Origin of the sequence: Kribbella sp. NBC_00382 (assembly GCF_036067295.1) — a bacterium.
Classification (GTDB): domain Bacteria; phylum Actinomycetota; class Actinomycetes; order Propionibacteriales; family Kribbellaceae; genus Kribbella.
This window is the reverse complement of the sequence record NZ_CP107954.1, coordinates 5548526-5564519: the sequence shown is the minus strand read 5'-3', so window position 1 is coordinate 5564519 and position 15994 is coordinate 5548526. Positions and strand designations below refer to the sequence as shown.

General features: G+C 67.0%; 15 protein-coding genes. 5 read left to right on the top strand and 10 right to left on the bottom strand.

The annotated features are described in order from the left end of the window. Nucleotides 1-15: 15 nt before the first annotated feature. The 7 genes from OHA70_RS26645 to gcvT all read right to left on the bottom strand — a co-directional run bounded on the left by OHA70_RS26645 (nt 16) and on the right by gcvT (nt 9151). Nucleotides 16-1065 carry an ABC transporter ATP-binding protein gene (locus OHA70_RS26645; protein ID WP_328322310.1) on the bottom strand — a complete coding sequence of 350 codons (1050 nt, stop codon included), beginning with the start codon at nt 1063-1065 and terminating at the stop codon, nt 16-18. Nucleotides 1066-1073: 8 nt separating this feature from the next. Then, nucleotides 1074-2186 carry an ABC transporter ATP-binding protein gene (locus OHA70_RS26640; protein ID WP_328322308.1) on the bottom strand — a complete coding sequence of 371 codons (1113 nt, stop codon included), beginning with the start codon at nt 2184-2186 and terminating at the stop codon, nt 1074-1076. Further along, a complete protein-coding gene (locus OHA70_RS26635) occupies nt 2183-3175 on the bottom strand; it encodes an ABC transporter permease (protein ID WP_328322306.1) in 993 nt (330 codons plus the stop codon). Before OHA70_RS26635 ends, OHA70_RS26640 begins: the two co-directional genes overlap by 4 nt. A 93-nt stretch (nt 3176-3268) precedes the next feature. Further along, a complete protein-coding gene (locus tag OHA70_RS26630; protein WP_328322304.1) occupies nt 3269-5023 on the bottom strand; it encodes an ABC transporter substrate-binding protein in 1755 nt (584 codons plus the stop codon). A gap of 41 nt (nt 5024-5064) precedes the next feature. Then, nucleotides 5065-6072 carry an ABC transporter permease gene (locus OHA70_RS26625; RefSeq protein WP_328322302.1) on the bottom strand — a complete coding sequence of 336 codons (1008 nt, stop codon included), beginning with the start codon at nt 6070-6072 and terminating at the stop codon, nt 5065-5067. 430 nt (nt 6073-6502) lie between these two features. Further along, a complete protein-coding gene (locus OHA70_RS26620) occupies nt 6503-7777 on the bottom strand; it encodes an AfsR/SARP family transcriptional regulator (RefSeq protein WP_328322300.1) in 1275 nt (424 codons plus the stop codon). 267 nt (nt 7778-8044) lie between these two features. Further along, the gene (gene gcvT, locus OHA70_RS26615; protein WP_328322298.1) at nt 8045-9151 is read right to left on the bottom strand and encodes a glycine cleavage system aminomethyltransferase GcvT; all 1107 of its coding nucleotides are present in this window, start codon (nt 9149-9151) and stop codon (nt 8045-8047) included. A 170-nt stretch (nt 9152-9321) separates the two neighbouring features. Here gcvT and OHA70_RS26610 point away from each other — a divergent pair, with 170 nt between their 5' ends. After that, nucleotides 9322-10815 carry a leucyl aminopeptidase gene (locus OHA70_RS26610; RefSeq protein ID WP_328322296.1) on the top strand — a complete coding sequence of 498 codons (1494 nt, stop codon included), beginning with the start codon at nt 9322-9324 and terminating at the stop codon, nt 10813-10815. On the opposite strand, the gene OHA70_RS26605 is transcribed toward OHA70_RS26610, so the two are convergent. Continuing rightward, nucleotides 10812-11135, bottom strand: a complete 324-nt coding sequence (locus OHA70_RS26605; protein WP_328322294.1) for a cupin domain-containing protein — start codon at nt 11133-11135, stop codon at nt 10812-10814. The genes OHA70_RS26610 and OHA70_RS26605 overlap by 4 nt on opposite strands. After that, nucleotides 11132-11815, bottom strand: coding sequence for a DUF2848 family protein (locus OHA70_RS26600; RefSeq protein WP_328322293.1), 684 nt, complete (start codon nt 11813-11815; stop codon nt 11132-11134). The genes OHA70_RS26605 and OHA70_RS26600 overlap by 4 nt, the downstream gene beginning before the upstream one ends. A gap of 88 nt (nt 11816-11903) precedes the next feature. On the opposite strand from OHA70_RS26600, the gene OHA70_RS26595 reads away from it, so the two are divergent. Then, entirely contained in the window at nt 11904-13223 is a 1320-nt protein-coding gene (locus OHA70_RS26595) for an MFS transporter (protein WP_328322291.1), read from the top strand. A 31-nt stretch (nt 13224-13254) separates the two neighbouring features. On the opposite strand, the gene OHA70_RS26590 is transcribed toward OHA70_RS26595, so the two are convergent. After that, entirely contained in the window at nt 13255-13896 is a 642-nt protein-coding gene (locus tag OHA70_RS26590) for a GntR family transcriptional regulator (protein WP_328322289.1), read from the bottom strand. 28 nt (nt 13897-13924) lie between these two features. On the opposite strand from OHA70_RS26590, the gene OHA70_RS26585 reads away from it, so the two are divergent. The 3 genes from OHA70_RS26585 to OHA70_RS26575 are packed head-to-tail and all read left to right on the top strand — an operon-like array spanning nt 13925 to nt 15931. Further along, complete coding sequence (locus tag OHA70_RS26585) at nt 13925-14722, top strand: carbon-nitrogen hydrolase family protein (RefSeq protein WP_328322287.1); 798 nt, start codon at nt 13925-13927, stop codon at nt 14720-14722. Between the two features lie 41 nt (nt 14723-14763). After that, on the top strand, nt 14764-15399 hold the full coding sequence (locus OHA70_RS26580) for a type IV toxin-antitoxin system AbiEi family antitoxin domain-containing protein (protein ID WP_328322285.1): 636 nt from the start codon (nt 14764-14766) through the stop codon (nt 15397-15399). A 1-nt stretch (nt 15400) separates the two neighbouring features. Beyond that, nucleotides 15401-15931 carry a nucleotidyl transferase AbiEii/AbiGii toxin family protein gene (locus OHA70_RS26575; RefSeq protein WP_328322283.1) on the top strand — a complete coding sequence of 177 codons (531 nt, stop codon included), beginning with the start codon at nt 15401-15403 and terminating at the stop codon, nt 15929-15931. Nucleotides 15932-15994: the final 63 nt, after the last annotated feature.

Genomic DNA, 15994 nt, shown 5'->3' with positions numbered 1-15994 from the left:
CGTTCCTGTGGATAACTACGCAGTCGCTGCGGTCAGGTCGACCTTTGGCTCGGCGAAGTGGCAGGCGGCCGCGTGGCCGGGGCCGGACTTCGGCTTGGCGATCAGCAGCGGCTCCTGGGTGGCGCAGATGTCCTCGGCCTTCCAGCAGCGGGTCCGGAACCGGCAACCGCTCGGCGGGTCGATCGGCGACGGCACGTCACCGACCAGCCGGATCCGCTCCTTCGGCGGGGTACCACGGATGGTGCCCAGATCGGGAGCGGCCGACAGCAGCGCCTGGGTGTAGGGGTGCTGCGGAGCGTTGTAGATCTGGTCCCGCGGGCCCTGCTCGACGATCTTGCCCAGGTACATCACCGCGACCTCGTCACAGAAGTGCCGGACGACGCCGAGGTCGTGCGCGATGAAGACGAAGGCGATGCCCAGATCGCGGCGCAGGTCCTCCATCAGGTTCATCACCTGGGCCTGGATCGAGACGTCGAGCGCGGAGACCGGCTCGTCGGCGATGATCACCTCGGGCTCCACCGCGAGCGCCCGGGCGATCCCGATCCGCTGGCGCTGACCACCGGAGAACTCGTTCGGGTACCGGTTGTGGTGCTCGGGGTTCAGCCCGACCCGCTCGAGCAGTTCCTGGACCCGGGCCAGCTCCTGGCCCTTGGGGACCAGGTTGTGCACGCGCAGCGGGGTGGTCAGGATGTTGCTGACCGTCTGCCGCGGGTTCAGCGAGCTGTACGGGTCCTGGAAGACGATCTGCAGCTGCCGCCGGAACGGGCGCAGCTGCTTCTCCTTCATCCGGGCGATGTCCGTGCCCTTGAACAGGATCTGGCCGGCCGTCGGGGTCAGCAGCCGGGTGATCATCCGGCCCGTCGTCGACTTGCCACAACCGGACTCACCGACCAGGCCCAGGACCCTGCCCGGCTTCAGGTCGAAGCTCACCCCGTCGACAGCCTGGACGACCTTCTTGGTCCGGCCGAGCCCCGCGGCTTCCTTGATCGGGAAGTGCATCTTGAGGTCGCGGATCTGCAGCAGCGGGCTGGTGTTTGCGTCCGCCGGACGCGTCGTGTCGCTCATCTCTCTCCTCAGCCCAGTCTCGGCGCGACCTCGGCCTCGTAGATCGAGGCCTTGTCGTGCAGGTGGCAACGGGACGTGTGCGCGCCGGCACCGTCGACCGGAAGCAGCTCGGGCAGGTCAGTGGTACAGCGGTCGCCCTTGACCCGGTCCTTGTAGGGACAACGCGGGTTGAACGAACAGCCGTCCGGCAGCGCCAGCAACGACGGCGGCAGACCCTTGATCGGGCGCAGCTTCTCGCTGGCCGCTGAGACCGTCGGGATCGACTCCAGCAGGCCCCACGTGTAGGGCATCCGCGGCCGGGCCAGTACGTCCTCGGCCGTGCCGTACTCCACGCAGCGGCCGGCGTACATCACCAGGACGTCGTCGGCCATCTCGGCCACCACGCCCAGGTCGTGCGTGATCAGCACGATCGCCGAGCCGAACTCCTTCTGCAGGGTGTTCAGCAGGTCCAGGATCTGCGCCTGCACGGTGACGTCGAGCGCGGTGGTCGGCTCGTCGGCGATCACCAGCTTCGGGTCGTTGACCAGGCCCATCGCGATCATCGCGCGCTGCCGCATACCGCCGGAGAATTCGTGCGGGTACTGCTTGAACCGGCGGATCGGGTTCGGGATGCCGACCAGGTCGAGCATCTCCAGGGCGCGCTTCTTCGCGACGTCCTTGGACACCTTGTGGTGCACCCGGTACGCCTCGGTGATCTGCGCGCCGATCGTGTAGAGCGGGTGCAGGGACGACTGCGGGTCCTGGAAGACCATCGCCACCGCGTCGCCGCGGACCTTCATCAGCTCCGACTCCGGCATCCCGACGAGCTCGTCGCCGCCGAGCCGGATCGAGCCGGTGATCTGGGTCCGCTTCGGGTCGTGCAGGCCCATCACGGCCATGCTCGACACCGACTTGCCGGAACCGGACTCGCCCACGATCGCGAGCGTCCGGCCCAGCGGTACGGCGTAGCTGAGCCCGTTCACGGCACTCACCAGACCGTCGGCGGTCGGGAACCGGACGGTCAGGTTCTCGACCTCGAGGTACGGCGTCTCGCCGCTCGGCGTCAGGCCCGAACGGCGTTCCCGGGTCGCGACCGAAGGGTTGCGAACGGCGTCGTTGCGGACTGGGTCTTGTGTCGTCACGCCAGCCTCACTCTCGGGTCGATCACGCTGTAGGTCACATCGACCAGGAAGTTCATCGCGACCAGGATCACCGAAGAGATCAGCACCGTGCCCATGATGACCGGCAGGTCGTAGTTCTTCAGGCTCTCCAGTACCAGGTTGCCTAGCCCGGGCAGGTCGAAGATCCGCTCGGTGAAGATGGCGCCGGCCAGGCTGCCGGCGATGTCCAGACCGAAGATCGTCACGACCGGGATCAGGCCCGACCGCAGCGCGTGCTTGTAGGTGACCACCCGGTCGGACAGGCCCTTGGCCCGCGCCGTCCGGATGTAGTCCTCGCTCAGCGTCTCCACCATCGATCCGCGCGAGTACCGGGCGTACTGGGTACAGCTGTAGATCCCGAGGATGAGCCAGGGCGTCAGCAACCCGGTGAACCACTTGGCCGGGTTCTCAGTCAGCGGTGTGTAGCCGCCTCTGGGCAGGATCGGGTAGAGCACGGTCAGGTAGAGCGACAACATCAGCGCGACGATGTAGTACGGGATCGAGCTGAGGATCAGGGTGCTGCTCATCAGTACCCGGTCACCGGTCGTGCCGCGGCGTTTCGCGGCCATCGACCCGATCGCGACGCCGACCGTCAGCACGATCACGGCGTACCCGAGAACGAGCGAGACCGTCACCGGGAGCCGGGTCTTGATCATGTCGGTGACCGGCCGGTTGCTCTTGAAGGAGAAACCCAGGCAGGGAGCGCTGCACTCCTGCACCACCCCGGAGGTCGTGAAGGTCCGGCCGGCGAAGATCCCCACCGTGTACTCGGCGAACTGCTGCACCTTGGGTTTGTCGAGGTGCAGGTTTTCCTTGATGTCGTTGTAGCGCTCCTGGGTGCAGTTGCGCTCACCACAGATCGCCGCGGCCGGGTCGGTCGGGGCGACGAAGAACAACGCGAAGGTCGCGACCAGCGTGACCAGCACGACACTGAGCGCGCTCACCAGCCGACGCGCCACGAAGTAGAGCACGAGGTTTCTCCTCACCGGTCGGGGTGATGACCGGACCTGGGTCCGGTCATCACCCCTTCATTCAGATCAGACAGCTGCCTGCGGCAGCACCGATCAGGGCTGCTTCAGGAACAACGAGGTGAACTCGGGCATACCCTGCGTCGGGTCGTTGACCGCGTGACCGATGTTCTTGCCGACCGGGAAGGCGCTGGCCGAGTAGTACAGCGGGATCGACGGCAGGTAGTCCTGCATGATCATCTTGTCGACCTTGCTCCACTCCTTCAGCTGCTCCTCCGGGCTGAGGGCCGCGACGCGGTCGATCTCAGCGTCCAGCTTCGGGTCCTGCAGCTGTCCCTGGCTGTTGCCCAGGGCAATCGCATCGGACTTGTAGAGCACCGGGAACCAGCTGGTACCGGTCGGCCAGTCGGAGCACCAGCTGCCCGGGGACTTGCCGATGTTGACCGGCGCGTCCTGCTTGCCGATCAGGGTCCGGATCTTCGCCGACGGAACACCGATCGTGCGGACCTTGAAGCCGGCCTTCTGGAAGGCCTGGGTGCGCAGCGCGTTCACCTGGGTGGTGATCGGGTTGTCGTTGGAGTAGTACCAGCTGAGCTCGAAGTTCTCCTTGCCGAGCTCCTTCAGCTTGTCCTTGACCTTCTGCGCGATGGCCGGGTCCTGAGCACCCTTGCCGGTGCCGTTCAGGCCCGGGAGCTCGTACTTCTCGTAGCCCGGGACGGCCGGCGGCAGGTAGGTGGAGGCCGGGACCGCGGTGTCCGGGGTCAGGCCGGCGACCTTGCGCCAGTCGTTGTACGGGTACGCCTCACCGATCAGCTTGCGGACCTCGAACGGGATCTTCCGGGTGTCCATCGAGAAGGTGATCACACACGGCTGGTCGCCCTTGATGATCTGCGTCGGGTCCTTGACCTCGTTCAGCAGCGAAGCGTCCAGGTTGCTGTAGTTCAGCGCGTTGGCGTCCGTGCCGGAGCTGGCCAGGATCTGCCGCTGGACCTTGACCAGGTCCTGCGAGAACTTGAAGTCGAAGCCGTCGACGTACTGGTGCCGAACCGGGTCGGTGGCCGGGTCCCAGTTGGTGTTCTTGACGAGCTTCAGCTCCGAGCCGGGGGTCAGCGAGACGACCTTGTACGGGCCGGTCGACTTCGGCTTGAGCTCGTACTCCTTCTTGGTGTCGGCCGCCTCCGGGATCGGGGTGAACATCGGGAACGCCGCGTAGAACGGCAGGTCGTCGAACTTCTTGGCCAGGTGGATGACCAGGGTGGAGTCGTCCGGCGTCTCGACACCGGCGTAGTTCTTGCCGTTGGCGTCGTACGGGCCCTTGTACTTGTCGCCGTCCTTGAAGAACTGGATCTGGTAGGCCGGTCCGGCATCGTAGAGCTCGTGCGCGAACGACCGCTTGATCGCGTACGCGTAGTCGACCGCCTTGACCGGCGTGCCGTCGTCGTACTTGATGCCCTTCTTCAGCTTGAACGTCCAGGTCAGGCCGTCGGCCGACTTGGTGCCCAGGTCCTCGGCGAGGTCCGGTACCAGGACCGGCTTCTGGGTCTTGTCGTCCAGCTTGTACTGCGTCAGCGCCCGGAAGTACAGCTTCTCGATCTGGTTGCCGTCGACGTAGTAGGTGTTCGTCGGGTCGAAGCTGTCCGGGGTGACGTCGGACAGGATCGAGATCGTCCCGCCCTTCTTGGCACCCGCTACCTCCGGCGCCGGGCCCTTCGCGGTCGCGTCGGTCGCCTTGACCTGCGCACCGCCGATGGTGGCGTTGCTACCCGGCTTGTTCGTCGCCGACGGGCTGCCGCAGGCCGCGACGGCCAGCATGACCGTCGCCGAAACCGCGGTGATCCGTTTCCACTGCATTGTCGTGTTTCTCCTTTTCTGCCGCTGGGGCAAACGCCGGGCTACCGACGAGTCTTGGGGTCGAAGGCGTCGCGCACCGCGTCACCGAGCAGGGCCAGCGCGAGCACCAGGATGGTGATGCCCAGCACCGGCAGCCACAGGTAGAGCGGGTCCGCCTTGAACCAGTTGGTGGCGTTCGAGATGGTCTGACCCCACGAGGGGATCGGCTCGATCAGCCCGACGCCGAGGAAGGACAGGCCCGCCTCCGCCGTGACGTAGGCCGGTAGCGCGAGCGAGGCCGAGATGACGATCGGGGCGACCAGGTTCGGCAGCAGTTCCTTGAACAGGACCTGGCTGGTCGGTACGCCGATCGCCTTCGCGGCCAGCACGAACTCGCGCTCGCGCAGCGACAGCACCTCGCCGCGGATGATCCGGGCCAGGCCGGCCCAGCCGAAGAACGAGAGCACGAAGATGAGGACGAAGAACCGGGTCGAGGCCTGCTGGTCCGGGCTCAGGTTGAACGAACCGCCGCGCAGCGACTCCACGATCGGCACCATCGCGATCGCGAACAGCAGGTACGGGAGGCTGAGCACGAAGTCGATCAGCCAGGAGATGATCCGGTCCACCCAGCCGCCGAGGAAGCCGGCCAGCAGGCCGGCCACGACACCGACGACGGTGCCGATCACGGTCGCGACGAACGCGACGATCAGCGACGGGCGGGCGCCGTAGACCCAGCGGGCGAAGTTGTCCCGGCCGGTCTTCGGCTCGACCCCGAACCAGTGCTGGGCGTTCGACAGGATCGTCGGGTAGCCGAACTCGTCGACCAGGTCGGTGTTGAAGGTGCCGATGTCGGCGCCCTCGAGCTTGGTCAGCAGCGGCGCGAAGATCGCGATCAGGATGAAGAACAGCACCAGGGCGGCGCAGACGATCGCGACCTTGTCCTTGCGCAGCCGGTCCATCGCGATCCGGGTCGGGGACTTGCCGTGCGCCACCGAGGCCGGGCGGACCGGCTCGGCCGACGACGGGTTGTCCTCGACACCTACGGTCGAGTCGGGTGACCCAATACTCATGCGTGCTCCGTCAGCTGGTCAGCCAGAATTCCGGGGTTCAGGCCCGGCGGCGGTCTGTAGATCGTGCCGAGCCTTTGCTCCGGAGGGCCATGCAGTCAAATTCGCTTGACAAGGCCGGATCGTCCGGAGCCGCGCGCTAGCCTGCCCGACACTCCGACACCAAAACCAGCGGGTTCCGCCACCAGTGCACAAATCGTTACCGGAGCGCGTACCGGACCGGAACATTTGCACCCAATAGTTACGCTCCGCGCACACCCCTACGCGAATAGCGTCGGCACAGCGCCGTCACTGACCATTCTGTGCCACATTTTCACACAGCGTGCCCGACCTACTGCGGAGTGAAATGTCTCAGAATTGTCATATCGGTGCACCAATTCCAGCCGGCTATGAATTCCCGGCCGGTCAGGTCCGGACATTTATTCGATCTGGTCTAATCCAGAATTTTCTGGTCATCGGCCGGATTAATCTCGCGGTGAATAGCGTCCTCGAGACCGAGCAGCGGTTGGCGTGAGGTGGCGATGACTGCACACCGGCCGTCGGCGGGCATGAGTGGCCGCAACTGGCCGGCATCTAGTGCGTCGTCGAAGACCAGGAGGACGGAGCGGCCAGCCAGCGTGCTCCGGAGCAGGGACGACCGCTCCTCCAGGGAATCGGGGAAGGTCTTGGGGTCGACGCCCAGTGAGCGCAGTAGTCGCACTAGGACGGTGCTCGGAGGTACGGCCTCGCCGTTGACGTCCTGCAGCCGGGCGAAGAGCTGTCCGCCCGGGTAGTCGTCAGCAAGCCGATGGCCGAGCCGGACAGCAGTTGCCGACTTGCCGGTCCCGGCGGCGCCATAGAGACAGACAACAGCCGGTACGCCGCTCCCCCGGCCCGCGCTCGCCAGTACCTTGGCCAACTCGTCCAGCAGTTCGTCACGGCCGACCAGCAGGCTCACGTCGGCGGGGAGCTCTCGCGGGCCGGTCTCGGGTGGCGTGAGGTTCAGGGATTCGTCCTGGCGGAGCATGGCGACCTGGAGGTCACGGATCTCCTGGCCGGGTTCGACGCCCAACTCCTCGTCCAGGTGGCGTACCAGCTCGGCATAGACAGCCAAGGCGTTGGCCTGTCTTCCGGAGCGGTACAGCGCCAGCATGCGGGCCGCTGCCAGGCCTTCGCGCGTCGGCTCGGCACTGGTGAGCTCCGCCAGCTCGGGGAGCAACTCCTGGTGGCGTCCCAGCGCAAGCTCGGTCTTCAGCCGCAACTCTTGCGCCGCCCACCGCGACTCGTCGAGCCCGCTGCACAGCCTGCGCCGGACATCCTCAGAGGCGACATCCGCCAGCGCCGGTCCACGCCACAGCGCCAACGCCTCGACCAGTACCTCCCGGCGCCGCGCCAGATCCGGCAGCACCCGGGCCCGCTCGACCAGCGCGGCGAACTTCTCGACATCGGTCCGACCAGCGGTTCCCTTGAGCACGTACCCGCCGGCCTCGCCCAGAAGCTCGGCATCCATCAGTACTGCGCGCAGCCGGGACACATAGACCTGCAGTGCCCGCTTCGGGTTCCCCGGCTGCTCCTCGGGCCACAGCAACCCGATCAGCCGGTCAGTCGGTACGACCTTCCCCGGCTCCAGCAGCAAGACGGCAAGCAGCAACCGCTCCTGCCTCCGCTTGAGCTCCACCTTGCGCCCAGCCGCCCAGACCTCCACCGGACCCAGCAAGCGGTAATCCACCTGCGCAGAGTAGCTCGGTGGTAGGCGGTGGGTAACAGATCTGGCACAGGCTGCGCTTATGCGCTCGTGGAGGAGTCACCCGGTAGTACTGGCAACAGCTTTGCTTGGGCTGGTGTCCAGCCTGCTCACGCCCGCTTCGCAGCCGGGGCGGGGATGGTGCGTGAGTGCGTACGGAGTACAGGCTCATTGTCGTGGTACTGCGGCTCCGCGGGTGCGGGACGAACCGCGGGTCTCAGTGACCCGGGTTCGCCGCCGCAGGCGGGTAGGTCAGCTTTCGCGGACGTGCACGGTGACGAAGGGGGGCTTGACGACCTCGAAGGCCTCCTGCCGGCCGCGGATGTCTACTGCGACCTGGTCGCCTTCCTTGACCGCTGCGTCGAGCAGCGCCAGGGCGATGCCCTTCTTGAGCGTCGGGGAGAACGTCCCGGACGTCACCTCACCCAGGCTGGTGCCCTCGGGGTTCACGACCGTCATGTGAGGACGCGGGATGCCACGGCCGACTGCACGCAGGCCACGCAGGATCTTGGCCGGGCCGGCCGCCTTCTCCGCACGCAGTGCCTCGTCGCCCCAGAAGTGCTCCTTCTTCCAGCCCACGGCCCAGCCCGAACGCGCCTGGACCGGCGTGATCTCCGGCGAGATGTCCTGACCGTGCAGCGGGTAGCCCATCTCGGTCCGGAGCGTGTCGCGAGCGCCCAGCCCGGCCGGTACGAGGTTGTACTGCTCCCCTGCCTTCAGTAGCGCGTCGAAGACGGCAACCGCTGCCTCATTGGGCACTACCAGCTCGTAGCCGCGTTCACCCGTGTAGCCGGTGCGGCAGACGACTACCGGCGTACCGGAGAAGTCAGCAACGGCGAAGGACATGTAGTCGTGGCCGGTCGGCAGGCCGATCGCCTTGACCACCTCGTCGCTGTCGGTGCCCTGGACGGCCAGGATCGCGTAGTCGTCGTGGGTGTTGGTCACCACGACGCCGTCCGGCGCCTGCTCGGCAAGCCGGCGGACGACCTCGGCGGTGTTGGCAGCGTTCGGGATCAGGAACACGTCGTCGTCTGCATGCAGGTACGCGATCAGGTCGTCGACCACGCCGCCGTCCTCGGCACAGCACAGCGTGTACTGCGCCTGGCCGGGGGTGATCTTGCCCAAATCGTTGGTCAGGCAGGAGTTCACGTACGCCGCGGCGCCCGGGCCCTTGACCGTCGCCTTGCCGAGGTGGCTGACGTCGAAGACGCCGACGGAGGTCCGGACCGCGGTGTGCTCGGCGACGACCCCGCTGTACTCCAGTGGCATCTCCCAGCCGCCGAACTCGGCGAACTTGGCGCCGAGGGCGACGTGCCGCTCGTGCAACGGGGACTTCTTCAACGGCTGCGACTCGGTCATGAACCGGAACCTACCGGACGAGCGGCTACGCCGCATGCGGCCGACATCACTGCCTGAGAGTCGGATGCTGTGTCTGTTTCATGGAGCTGTGACGCGTAGCATGCGGAGGCAGCATTCACGTAACGTCACGACCGGCATCTGCCACCCGGTCAAGGAGGACTGAGGATTTCGTGAGCACCATCACCCTGAGCAAGTCCGATCCGGCCGGCGTCAAGACCGACGTCCTGGTGATCGGCGTGGTCAAGCTCGACGGCGGCGTCACTCTGCCCGCCGGCACCGAGTCGCTGAACGCCGCGTACGGCGGGAAGCTGGTGGAGGTGCTGGCCGGCCTCGGCGCCACCGGCAAGTCCGGCGAGGTCACCAAGGTCCCCGGCCCGAAGCCCGGCAAGTCCGCCATCGTGATCGCGGTCGGCCTCGGCGCCGCCCCGGACGGCGCGCTGAAGACCGAGGATCTGCGGGTCGCCGCGGGAATCGGCGTCCGGGCCGCCAAGACCGGCCAGTCGATCGCGTTCGCGCTGCCGACGCCGGACGCCGAGTGCGTCCGGGCGATCGCCGAGGGCGCGCTGATCGGCCGGTACACCTTCAACGCGTACAAGTCCGAGGCGAGCACCGACGCCCCCGGCAACGTGGTCGTGCTGACCGACCTGGCCCGCAGCCGGGAGGCCAAGGCAGCGCTGGAGCGCGCCGAGGTGACGGCCGACGCGGTCCACCAGGTCCGCGACTGGGTGAACACTCCCCCGTCCGACCTGCACCCGGCCGAGTTCGCCGCGCACGCGGTCAAGCTCGGCAAGGAGTACGGCGTCAAGGTCGAGGTACTGGACGAGAAGGCGCTCGCCAAGGGCGGGTACGGCGGCATCCTCGGCGTCGGCCAGGGCTCCACGAACCCGCCGCGGCTGGTCAAGCTGACCTACACGCCGAAGAAGCCGGTCACGCACCTGGCCTTCGTCGGCAAGGGCATCACCTTCGACTCGGGCGGCCTGTCGCTGAAGACCGCCAGCGGGATGATCAGCATGAAGTCCGACATGGCCGGCGCCGCCGCGGTGATCGCCGCCACCGTCGCGATCGCGCGGCTCGAACTGCCGGTCCAGGTGACCACGTACGCCGCGATGGCCGAGAACATGCCGTCCGGCTCGGCGGCCCGCCCGTCCGACGTCCTCACCATGTACGGCGGCAAGACGGTCGAGGTGCTCAACACCGACGCCGAGGGCCGCCTCGTACTCGGTGACGCGCTGGTCCGGGCCTCCGAAGACCAGCCTGACCTGATCGTCGACGTGGCCACCCTGACCGGCGCGTGTGTCGTTGCCCTGGGCACCAAGGTGGCCGGTGCGTTCGCCAACACCGACGTCGCCCGGGACCGGGTGGTCGACGCCGCCGTCGCCGCGGGTGAGGCGATGTGGCCGCTGCCGATCCCGTCGGAGATGCTCGACAAGCTGCGCTCGCACTCGAAGATCGCCGACCTGGCGAACATCACCGGCGAGCCCTGGGGCGGCGCTCTGGCAGCGGCCGCCTTCCTCGGCGACTTCGTTGCCGAGGGCATCGACTGGGTGCACCTCGACGTGGCCGGCCCGGCCTTCAACGACGGCGGGCCGACGGGCTACACGACCAGCGGTGGTACCGGCTACTCGGTCCGCACCCTGGTCGAGCTCGCCGCTGCCGCTAGCTAATAGCGGGTCTCCAGCATTGTGCAGCCCTCGTCGGTCCGGTACGGCCCATGCGGCATACCGGGCCGGCGAGCTGCGTAGTCGCCCTTGGTGAAGGTCTTGCCGAGGGTGAGGTCGGTCAGCGAGCCCTCGAGTAGGTAGACCTCCTCGAAGTACTCGTGCCTGATCACCTCGTCGCCTGTCGTGGTCCCTGGAGCCCATCGAGCGATCCTGGTCAGCGTGCCGTCGGTGGCGCTTTCAGTGAGCAGCTGTTGAGTGATGCCGGGGGCGGCGTCCGTCCAGGGCACTCCGGCTGTTGCGAAGAACTCGTGCTCGGCCTTCATTCCCACGCCTCCGCAAGTTGCTCGACCTTGTAGTCGATCCGGCTGGTCACGCCGCGCGGGTCGGTCAGCTCGACCCGCCACGCGTCGGCGAACTGGTCGACGCCGGCGATCATCGGGATCGTCCCACTCAGCACCACCGTGCCCGGCACCAGTCGGTCGCTCAGCTCCTTCACCCAGTACGACGGCGGCAGCAACTGCGCGAGCGTGCCGTCCTGGATCAGCTGCTCGGTATCGCCGTGCCGCACCCACGCCTTGAGCGTGAACTCGTCCAGCTCACCCTCGATCGCGTTGAGCGGCCATGCCACGTCGCCGAGCACATCAGGTGCCGACTGCTTGCTCCATGCGACCCCGTGTACTTCCAGCGCCCGGTCAGTGTGGTCGCAGGCGGCCGTGAGCAGCAGGTCATCCGGCCCATCCCCCACAACCAGCGCCCACTCCGCCTCACCCGACGTCTTGCCGTGTGGCACCTGTACTACGTCCGGCCGGCTCACCAGGCTGGCCGGCAGCGGGTACAGGGTCGGGATCCGCGTCGGGGCTGGCACACCCAGCTCCGCGAGCTCGTCGACGTGGTGCTGCACCTGTTGGGTGTCACGGCCGGCGTAGCCCGCGTTGAGCGCATATCGGACGTCGATCTGCCGCTCGGAGCCGTCCGGGAGCGTGAATCGCAGGGTCTCGGGCACTGGAACCTCCACTGAATTCGAGTCAGGGCTTGCGTGAACACGTTGTATACAGCAAGTATGGAGCAACGACGCGAGGAGGTCCACCCCGATGTCCAATCCCACCGCCCCAGTCGCCGGTGATCGCCGGAGTCTGTACAAAGCCTTCGCGGCGAGCCTGTCGGGCACGTCGCTGGAGTGGTACGACTTCGCCGTCTACAGCTCCGCCGCGGCGCTCGTCTTCGGTGACCTGTTCTTCCCGGGCAGCGAGCCGCTCACCGGCACACTGCAGGCCTTCGGCACGTACGCGGTCGGCTACATCGCCCGGCCGCTCGGCGGCATCATCTTCGGCCGACTGGGTGACGTGATCGGCCGCAAGAAGGTGCTGGTCGCGACCTTGCTGCTGATCGGCATCGCCACCTTCTTCATCGGGCTACTGCCGACCCACCCGCAGGCCGGGGCTCTTGCACCGACCCTCCTGGTGTTCCTGCGGTTCATCCAAGGCGTAGGGGTTGGCGGCGAGTGGGGTGGAGCGGTCCTGCTGAGCAGTGAGTTCAGCCAGGCTGGGCAGCGGGGCTTCTGGGCCTCCGCCGCTCAGGTGGGCCCGCCGCTCGGCACGTTGATGGCCAACGGCGTGCTGGCGGTACTGGCCGGATTGCTGTCCGAGGACCAGTTCCTGAGCTGGGGTTGGCGGGTTGCCTTCCTGTTGTCCGCAGTACTGGTTGCGTTTGGGCTGCTGATCCGGACGAAGCTGGAGGAGACTCCTGTATTCAAGGAGTTGGAGGCCCGTGGCGATCGGCCGACCGCGCCAGTGACCGAGGTACTGCGTACGCAGACGCGCGGACTCGTCGCGGCCATCCTGTCGCGGGTTGGGCCTGACGTGCTCTATGCGATGTTCGCTGTCTTCGTGCTGACCTATGCGACCAAGAACCTGGGGATGAGTCGCGGCCAGGCGGTGACGGCGGTACTGGTCGGGTCTGCGTTCCAGGTGGGGCTGATCCCCTTGTCTGGTTGGCTTTCCGACCGGTATGGGCGGAGGCTGATCTATGCCATCGGCGCTGTCGGCGGGGCGATCTGGAGTGTGGTGTTCTTCGCGATGGCGTCCTCGCTCGCGACTGTGCTGCCTGGTGTGGTGATCGGGCTGGTGTTCCACTCGCTGATGTATGGACCGCAGGCAGCCTTTGTGTCGGAGCAGTTCACGGCACGGCTGCGGTACACGGGTAGCTCCCTGGCCTACACCTTCGCCGGCATCATCGGGGGCGCGCTGGCGCCATTGGCATTCACCTACTTCCTGGCGAAGACCGGTACTGGCTATGTGATCGCGCTGTACATCGTGGTGGCCTGTGTCGTCACCCTGGTCGGCTTGAGGCTCGGCCGGGCGGTACAGGACGACGTGGCGCCGATCTCCGCGACTGCTGTCAGCCCTGCATGATTCAGCCCTGCGTGATTCAGCCCAGCATGATTCAGCCCTGCATAAGGATGGAGCCGGTGGTGTCGAGGTGGCGCAGGATCGCCTTCTCGGCCTCGGCTGCGTCCCCGGAGGCAAGGCCGTCCACGATCGCTTGGTGCTCGGCCAGTACGTCCTGCCGCCTGGTGGTGCTCCGCTGCAAGGCCACTACGCCCAGCAGCACGTGTCGAGCGCGCAGGCTGTCGTATAGCCGGCCGAGCACGGCATTGCCGGCCGCCTCCACCAGTAGCGCGTGGAACTGGCTATCGAGCTCGATGAACTCCTTGGCGTCACCGGCCTCGACAATGGCACGCTGCTGCCCGAGCACTGCGGACATGGCGTCCACGGGTGCGCCATCGGGTGAGGCCAGGCAGGTAGTTGCCGCCCAGGACTCGATGACGCCACGGGCCTGCATCATCTCGGCGATCTCCCGGCCGGGCACGGGTGCGACGAAGGCGCCCCGGTGTGGGACGAGTTGCACCAGGTCCTCCGCGGCCAACATGAGCAGGGCTTCGCGTACCGGAGTACGGGAGATGCCGACCTCGGTGGCGACGGCTTGCTCATTGATGAACGTCCCGGAGACCGCTGGATCGCTCAGCACGGTCCCCCGCAGGTACTGGTAGGCACGGTCTCGGCCGGAGTCCCCACTCAATTGCATACTCAATGTATACAGCCTTGGAGGGCTGATGACATCTCTCAGTGTTGCGGCAGCGCAGATCAGCACCGGCCCGGACCCAGTGGCCAATCTAGCCACCGCCACCGAAGCAGTACGCCGGGCCGCTGCCGCCGGCGCGTCCCTGGTCGCTCTGCCCGAGGCAACCCTGGCGGCCTTCGGCACTGACCTACGCGCCGTCGCCGAGCCTCTGGACGGCCCATTCGCGACCGGCCTGCGCAAGGTCGCGGCCGACCTGGGCGTAGTGGTGATCGCCGGCTTGTTCGAGCCGTCCGACGACGGCCGGGTGCACAACACGCTGCTCGCGACCGGGCCTGGCGTCGAGGCTTCGTACCGCAAGATCCACCTCTACGACGCCTTCGGCTCCCGCGAGTCCGACTTGGTCGCCCCCGGCCAGGACCTGGTGACGATCGACGTCAACGGCGTACGGGTCGGACTGGCAACCTGCTACGACCTGCGCTTCGCCTCCCAGTTCACCGACCTCGGCCGAGCCGGCGCCGAGCTCATCGTCGTACCGGCGTCCTGGGGCGCAGGACCCGGCAAAGAAGAGCAGTGGGACCTACTGACCCGTGCACGGGCATCGGACGCACAGGCGTGGCTACTGGCCTGCGATCAGGCATGGACGCCACCCCAGGGCACAGACCCCTTGGGTATCGGCCGCAGCACCCTGATCGATCCACTGGGGCACACCCGCGCCCGTCTGGCCGCGACGCCGGATCTGCTGCTGGGCACGGCGGACACGGAATTGGTGAGTACGGTGCGAGCACGAATCCCGATCCTCGGGAAGCCGGGAATTGACTCGGAATTCTAGTGTCACTACCGTAGGCAAATACCCTACGGTTGTGACACTGAATGCCATCCTACGCAGCGCCTCGTGTTCCGGGAGATTTGATCCGCCGCGGGCGCGTACTTCGACCCGCAGATGCGGCGGGCATCTACGCCCACCCGCGCCCGGAGTTCCGGCGTCTGGAAGAAGGCGGTGCACTGCGACGCCTGGCGAGCGGTCTGTACGCCGTAGTACCGGACGATCTGGTCGGCACCCACTGGCTACCTGACCTCGAGTCGGTCGCCCTGGGAGTCGCGATTTCTGGCGGGCGTTCGAACGCGGCCGCGCTGATGGGAATCAGTGCGGCGCGGGTCCACTCCGCTATCCCCAGAACCATCAATGTCGCCACGGTCGCGGTCACCCACCACCGCCGCAATCTCGAACTCACCGATCGCGACGCCGAGATCTTCTTCGTCCGCAGGGACCTCGACCGGCTGGACCTTCAGCGCCAGCACACGGAACTCGCCGACGGCTGGGTGACGACGATCGAGCAGACGGTTCTCGACCTGATCTCTCGACCGGATCTCGGCGGCGCACCTGATGCAGCCGAAGAGGCAGTCAGCGCCCTGCTGATCCGATCCGACCTCGATCTGCTCCGTCGCCTGGCCGACCAGCAACACCGCCGCAGCACGGTCGAGCGAGCCCTGAAAGCAAGGCCATGACGTGCTGACTCAAACCGATGCCCGCGCGGTCGCCGACCGCTTCGGCGCCTCCGACAACCAGATCAGACGTGACCACCTGATCTCTCACCTGCTGGCGGCGCTGAGCGAGCATGTCGCCGATCGCGTCATCTTCTTCGGTGGCACGGCACTGTCGCGCACGCTGCTGCCCGACGGCAGGCTTTCCGAGGACATCGATCTGATCGCAGTGGGTTCCCGGAGCGAACTGGCTGAGCTCCTGACCGTGGTCCTCCCACGGGCACTTCGGCGGGAGTACCCGCGGTTGATCTGGGATCCGTCGCTCACCGACGTACGGGACGTGGAGTCAGCCCTGCTCCGCTCGCCCGACGGACTGACGGTTCGACTTCAACTGCTCGATTCCGTCGGATACCCGAAATGGCCCGTGACCGCCGTGGATCTGGTTCAACGGTACGGCGACGCGCCACCGGCTCGCCTGACCACGCCGACCCCGCCTGCGTTCGCTGCCTGGAAGACCGCTGCTTGGTTCGACCGTGCAGCTGCGCGAGATCTGTAAGACCTATGGGCCCTGGCGACCAACGGTCATCTCATTGCCGAGGCGGCAAGGCTGTTCGTTCGG

Bases quoted from the DNA above. Each gene is read 5' to 3' on its own strand.
- OHA70_RS26645 (WP_328322310.1), bottom strand. From the start codon at position 1,065: ATGAGCGACACGACGCGTCCGGCGGACGCAAACACCAGCCCGCTGCTG.
- OHA70_RS26630 (WP_328322304.1), bottom strand. From the start codon at position 5,023: ATGCAGTGGAAACGGATCACCGCGGTTTCGGCGACGGTCATGCTGGCC.
- OHA70_RS26625 (WP_328322302.1), bottom strand. From the start codon at position 6,072: ATGAGTATTGGGTCACCCGACTCGACCGTAGGTGTCGAGGACAACCCG.
- gcvT (WP_328322298.1), bottom strand. From the start codon at position 9,151: ATGACCGAGTCGCAGCCGTTGAAGAAGTCCCCGTTGCACGAGCGGCAC.
- OHA70_RS26605 (WP_328322294.1), bottom strand. From the start codon at position 11,135: ATGAAGGCCGAGCACGAGTTCTTCGCAACAGCCGGAGTGCCCTGGACG.
- OHA70_RS26595 (WP_328322291.1), top strand. From the start codon at position 11,904: ATGTCCAATCCCACCGCCCCAGTCGCCGGTGATCGCCGGAGTCTGTAC.
- OHA70_RS26590 (WP_328322289.1), bottom strand. From the start codon at position 13,896: ATGCAATTGAGTGGGGACTCCGGCCGAGACCGTGCCTACCAGTACCTG.
- OHA70_RS26585 (WP_328322287.1), top strand. From the start codon at position 13,925: ATGACATCTCTCAGTGTTGCGGCAGCGCAGATCAGCACCGGCCCGGAC.
- OHA70_RS26580 (WP_328322285.1), top strand. From the start codon at position 14,764: ATGCCATCCTACGCAGCGCCTCGTGTTCCGGGAGATTTGATCCGCCGC.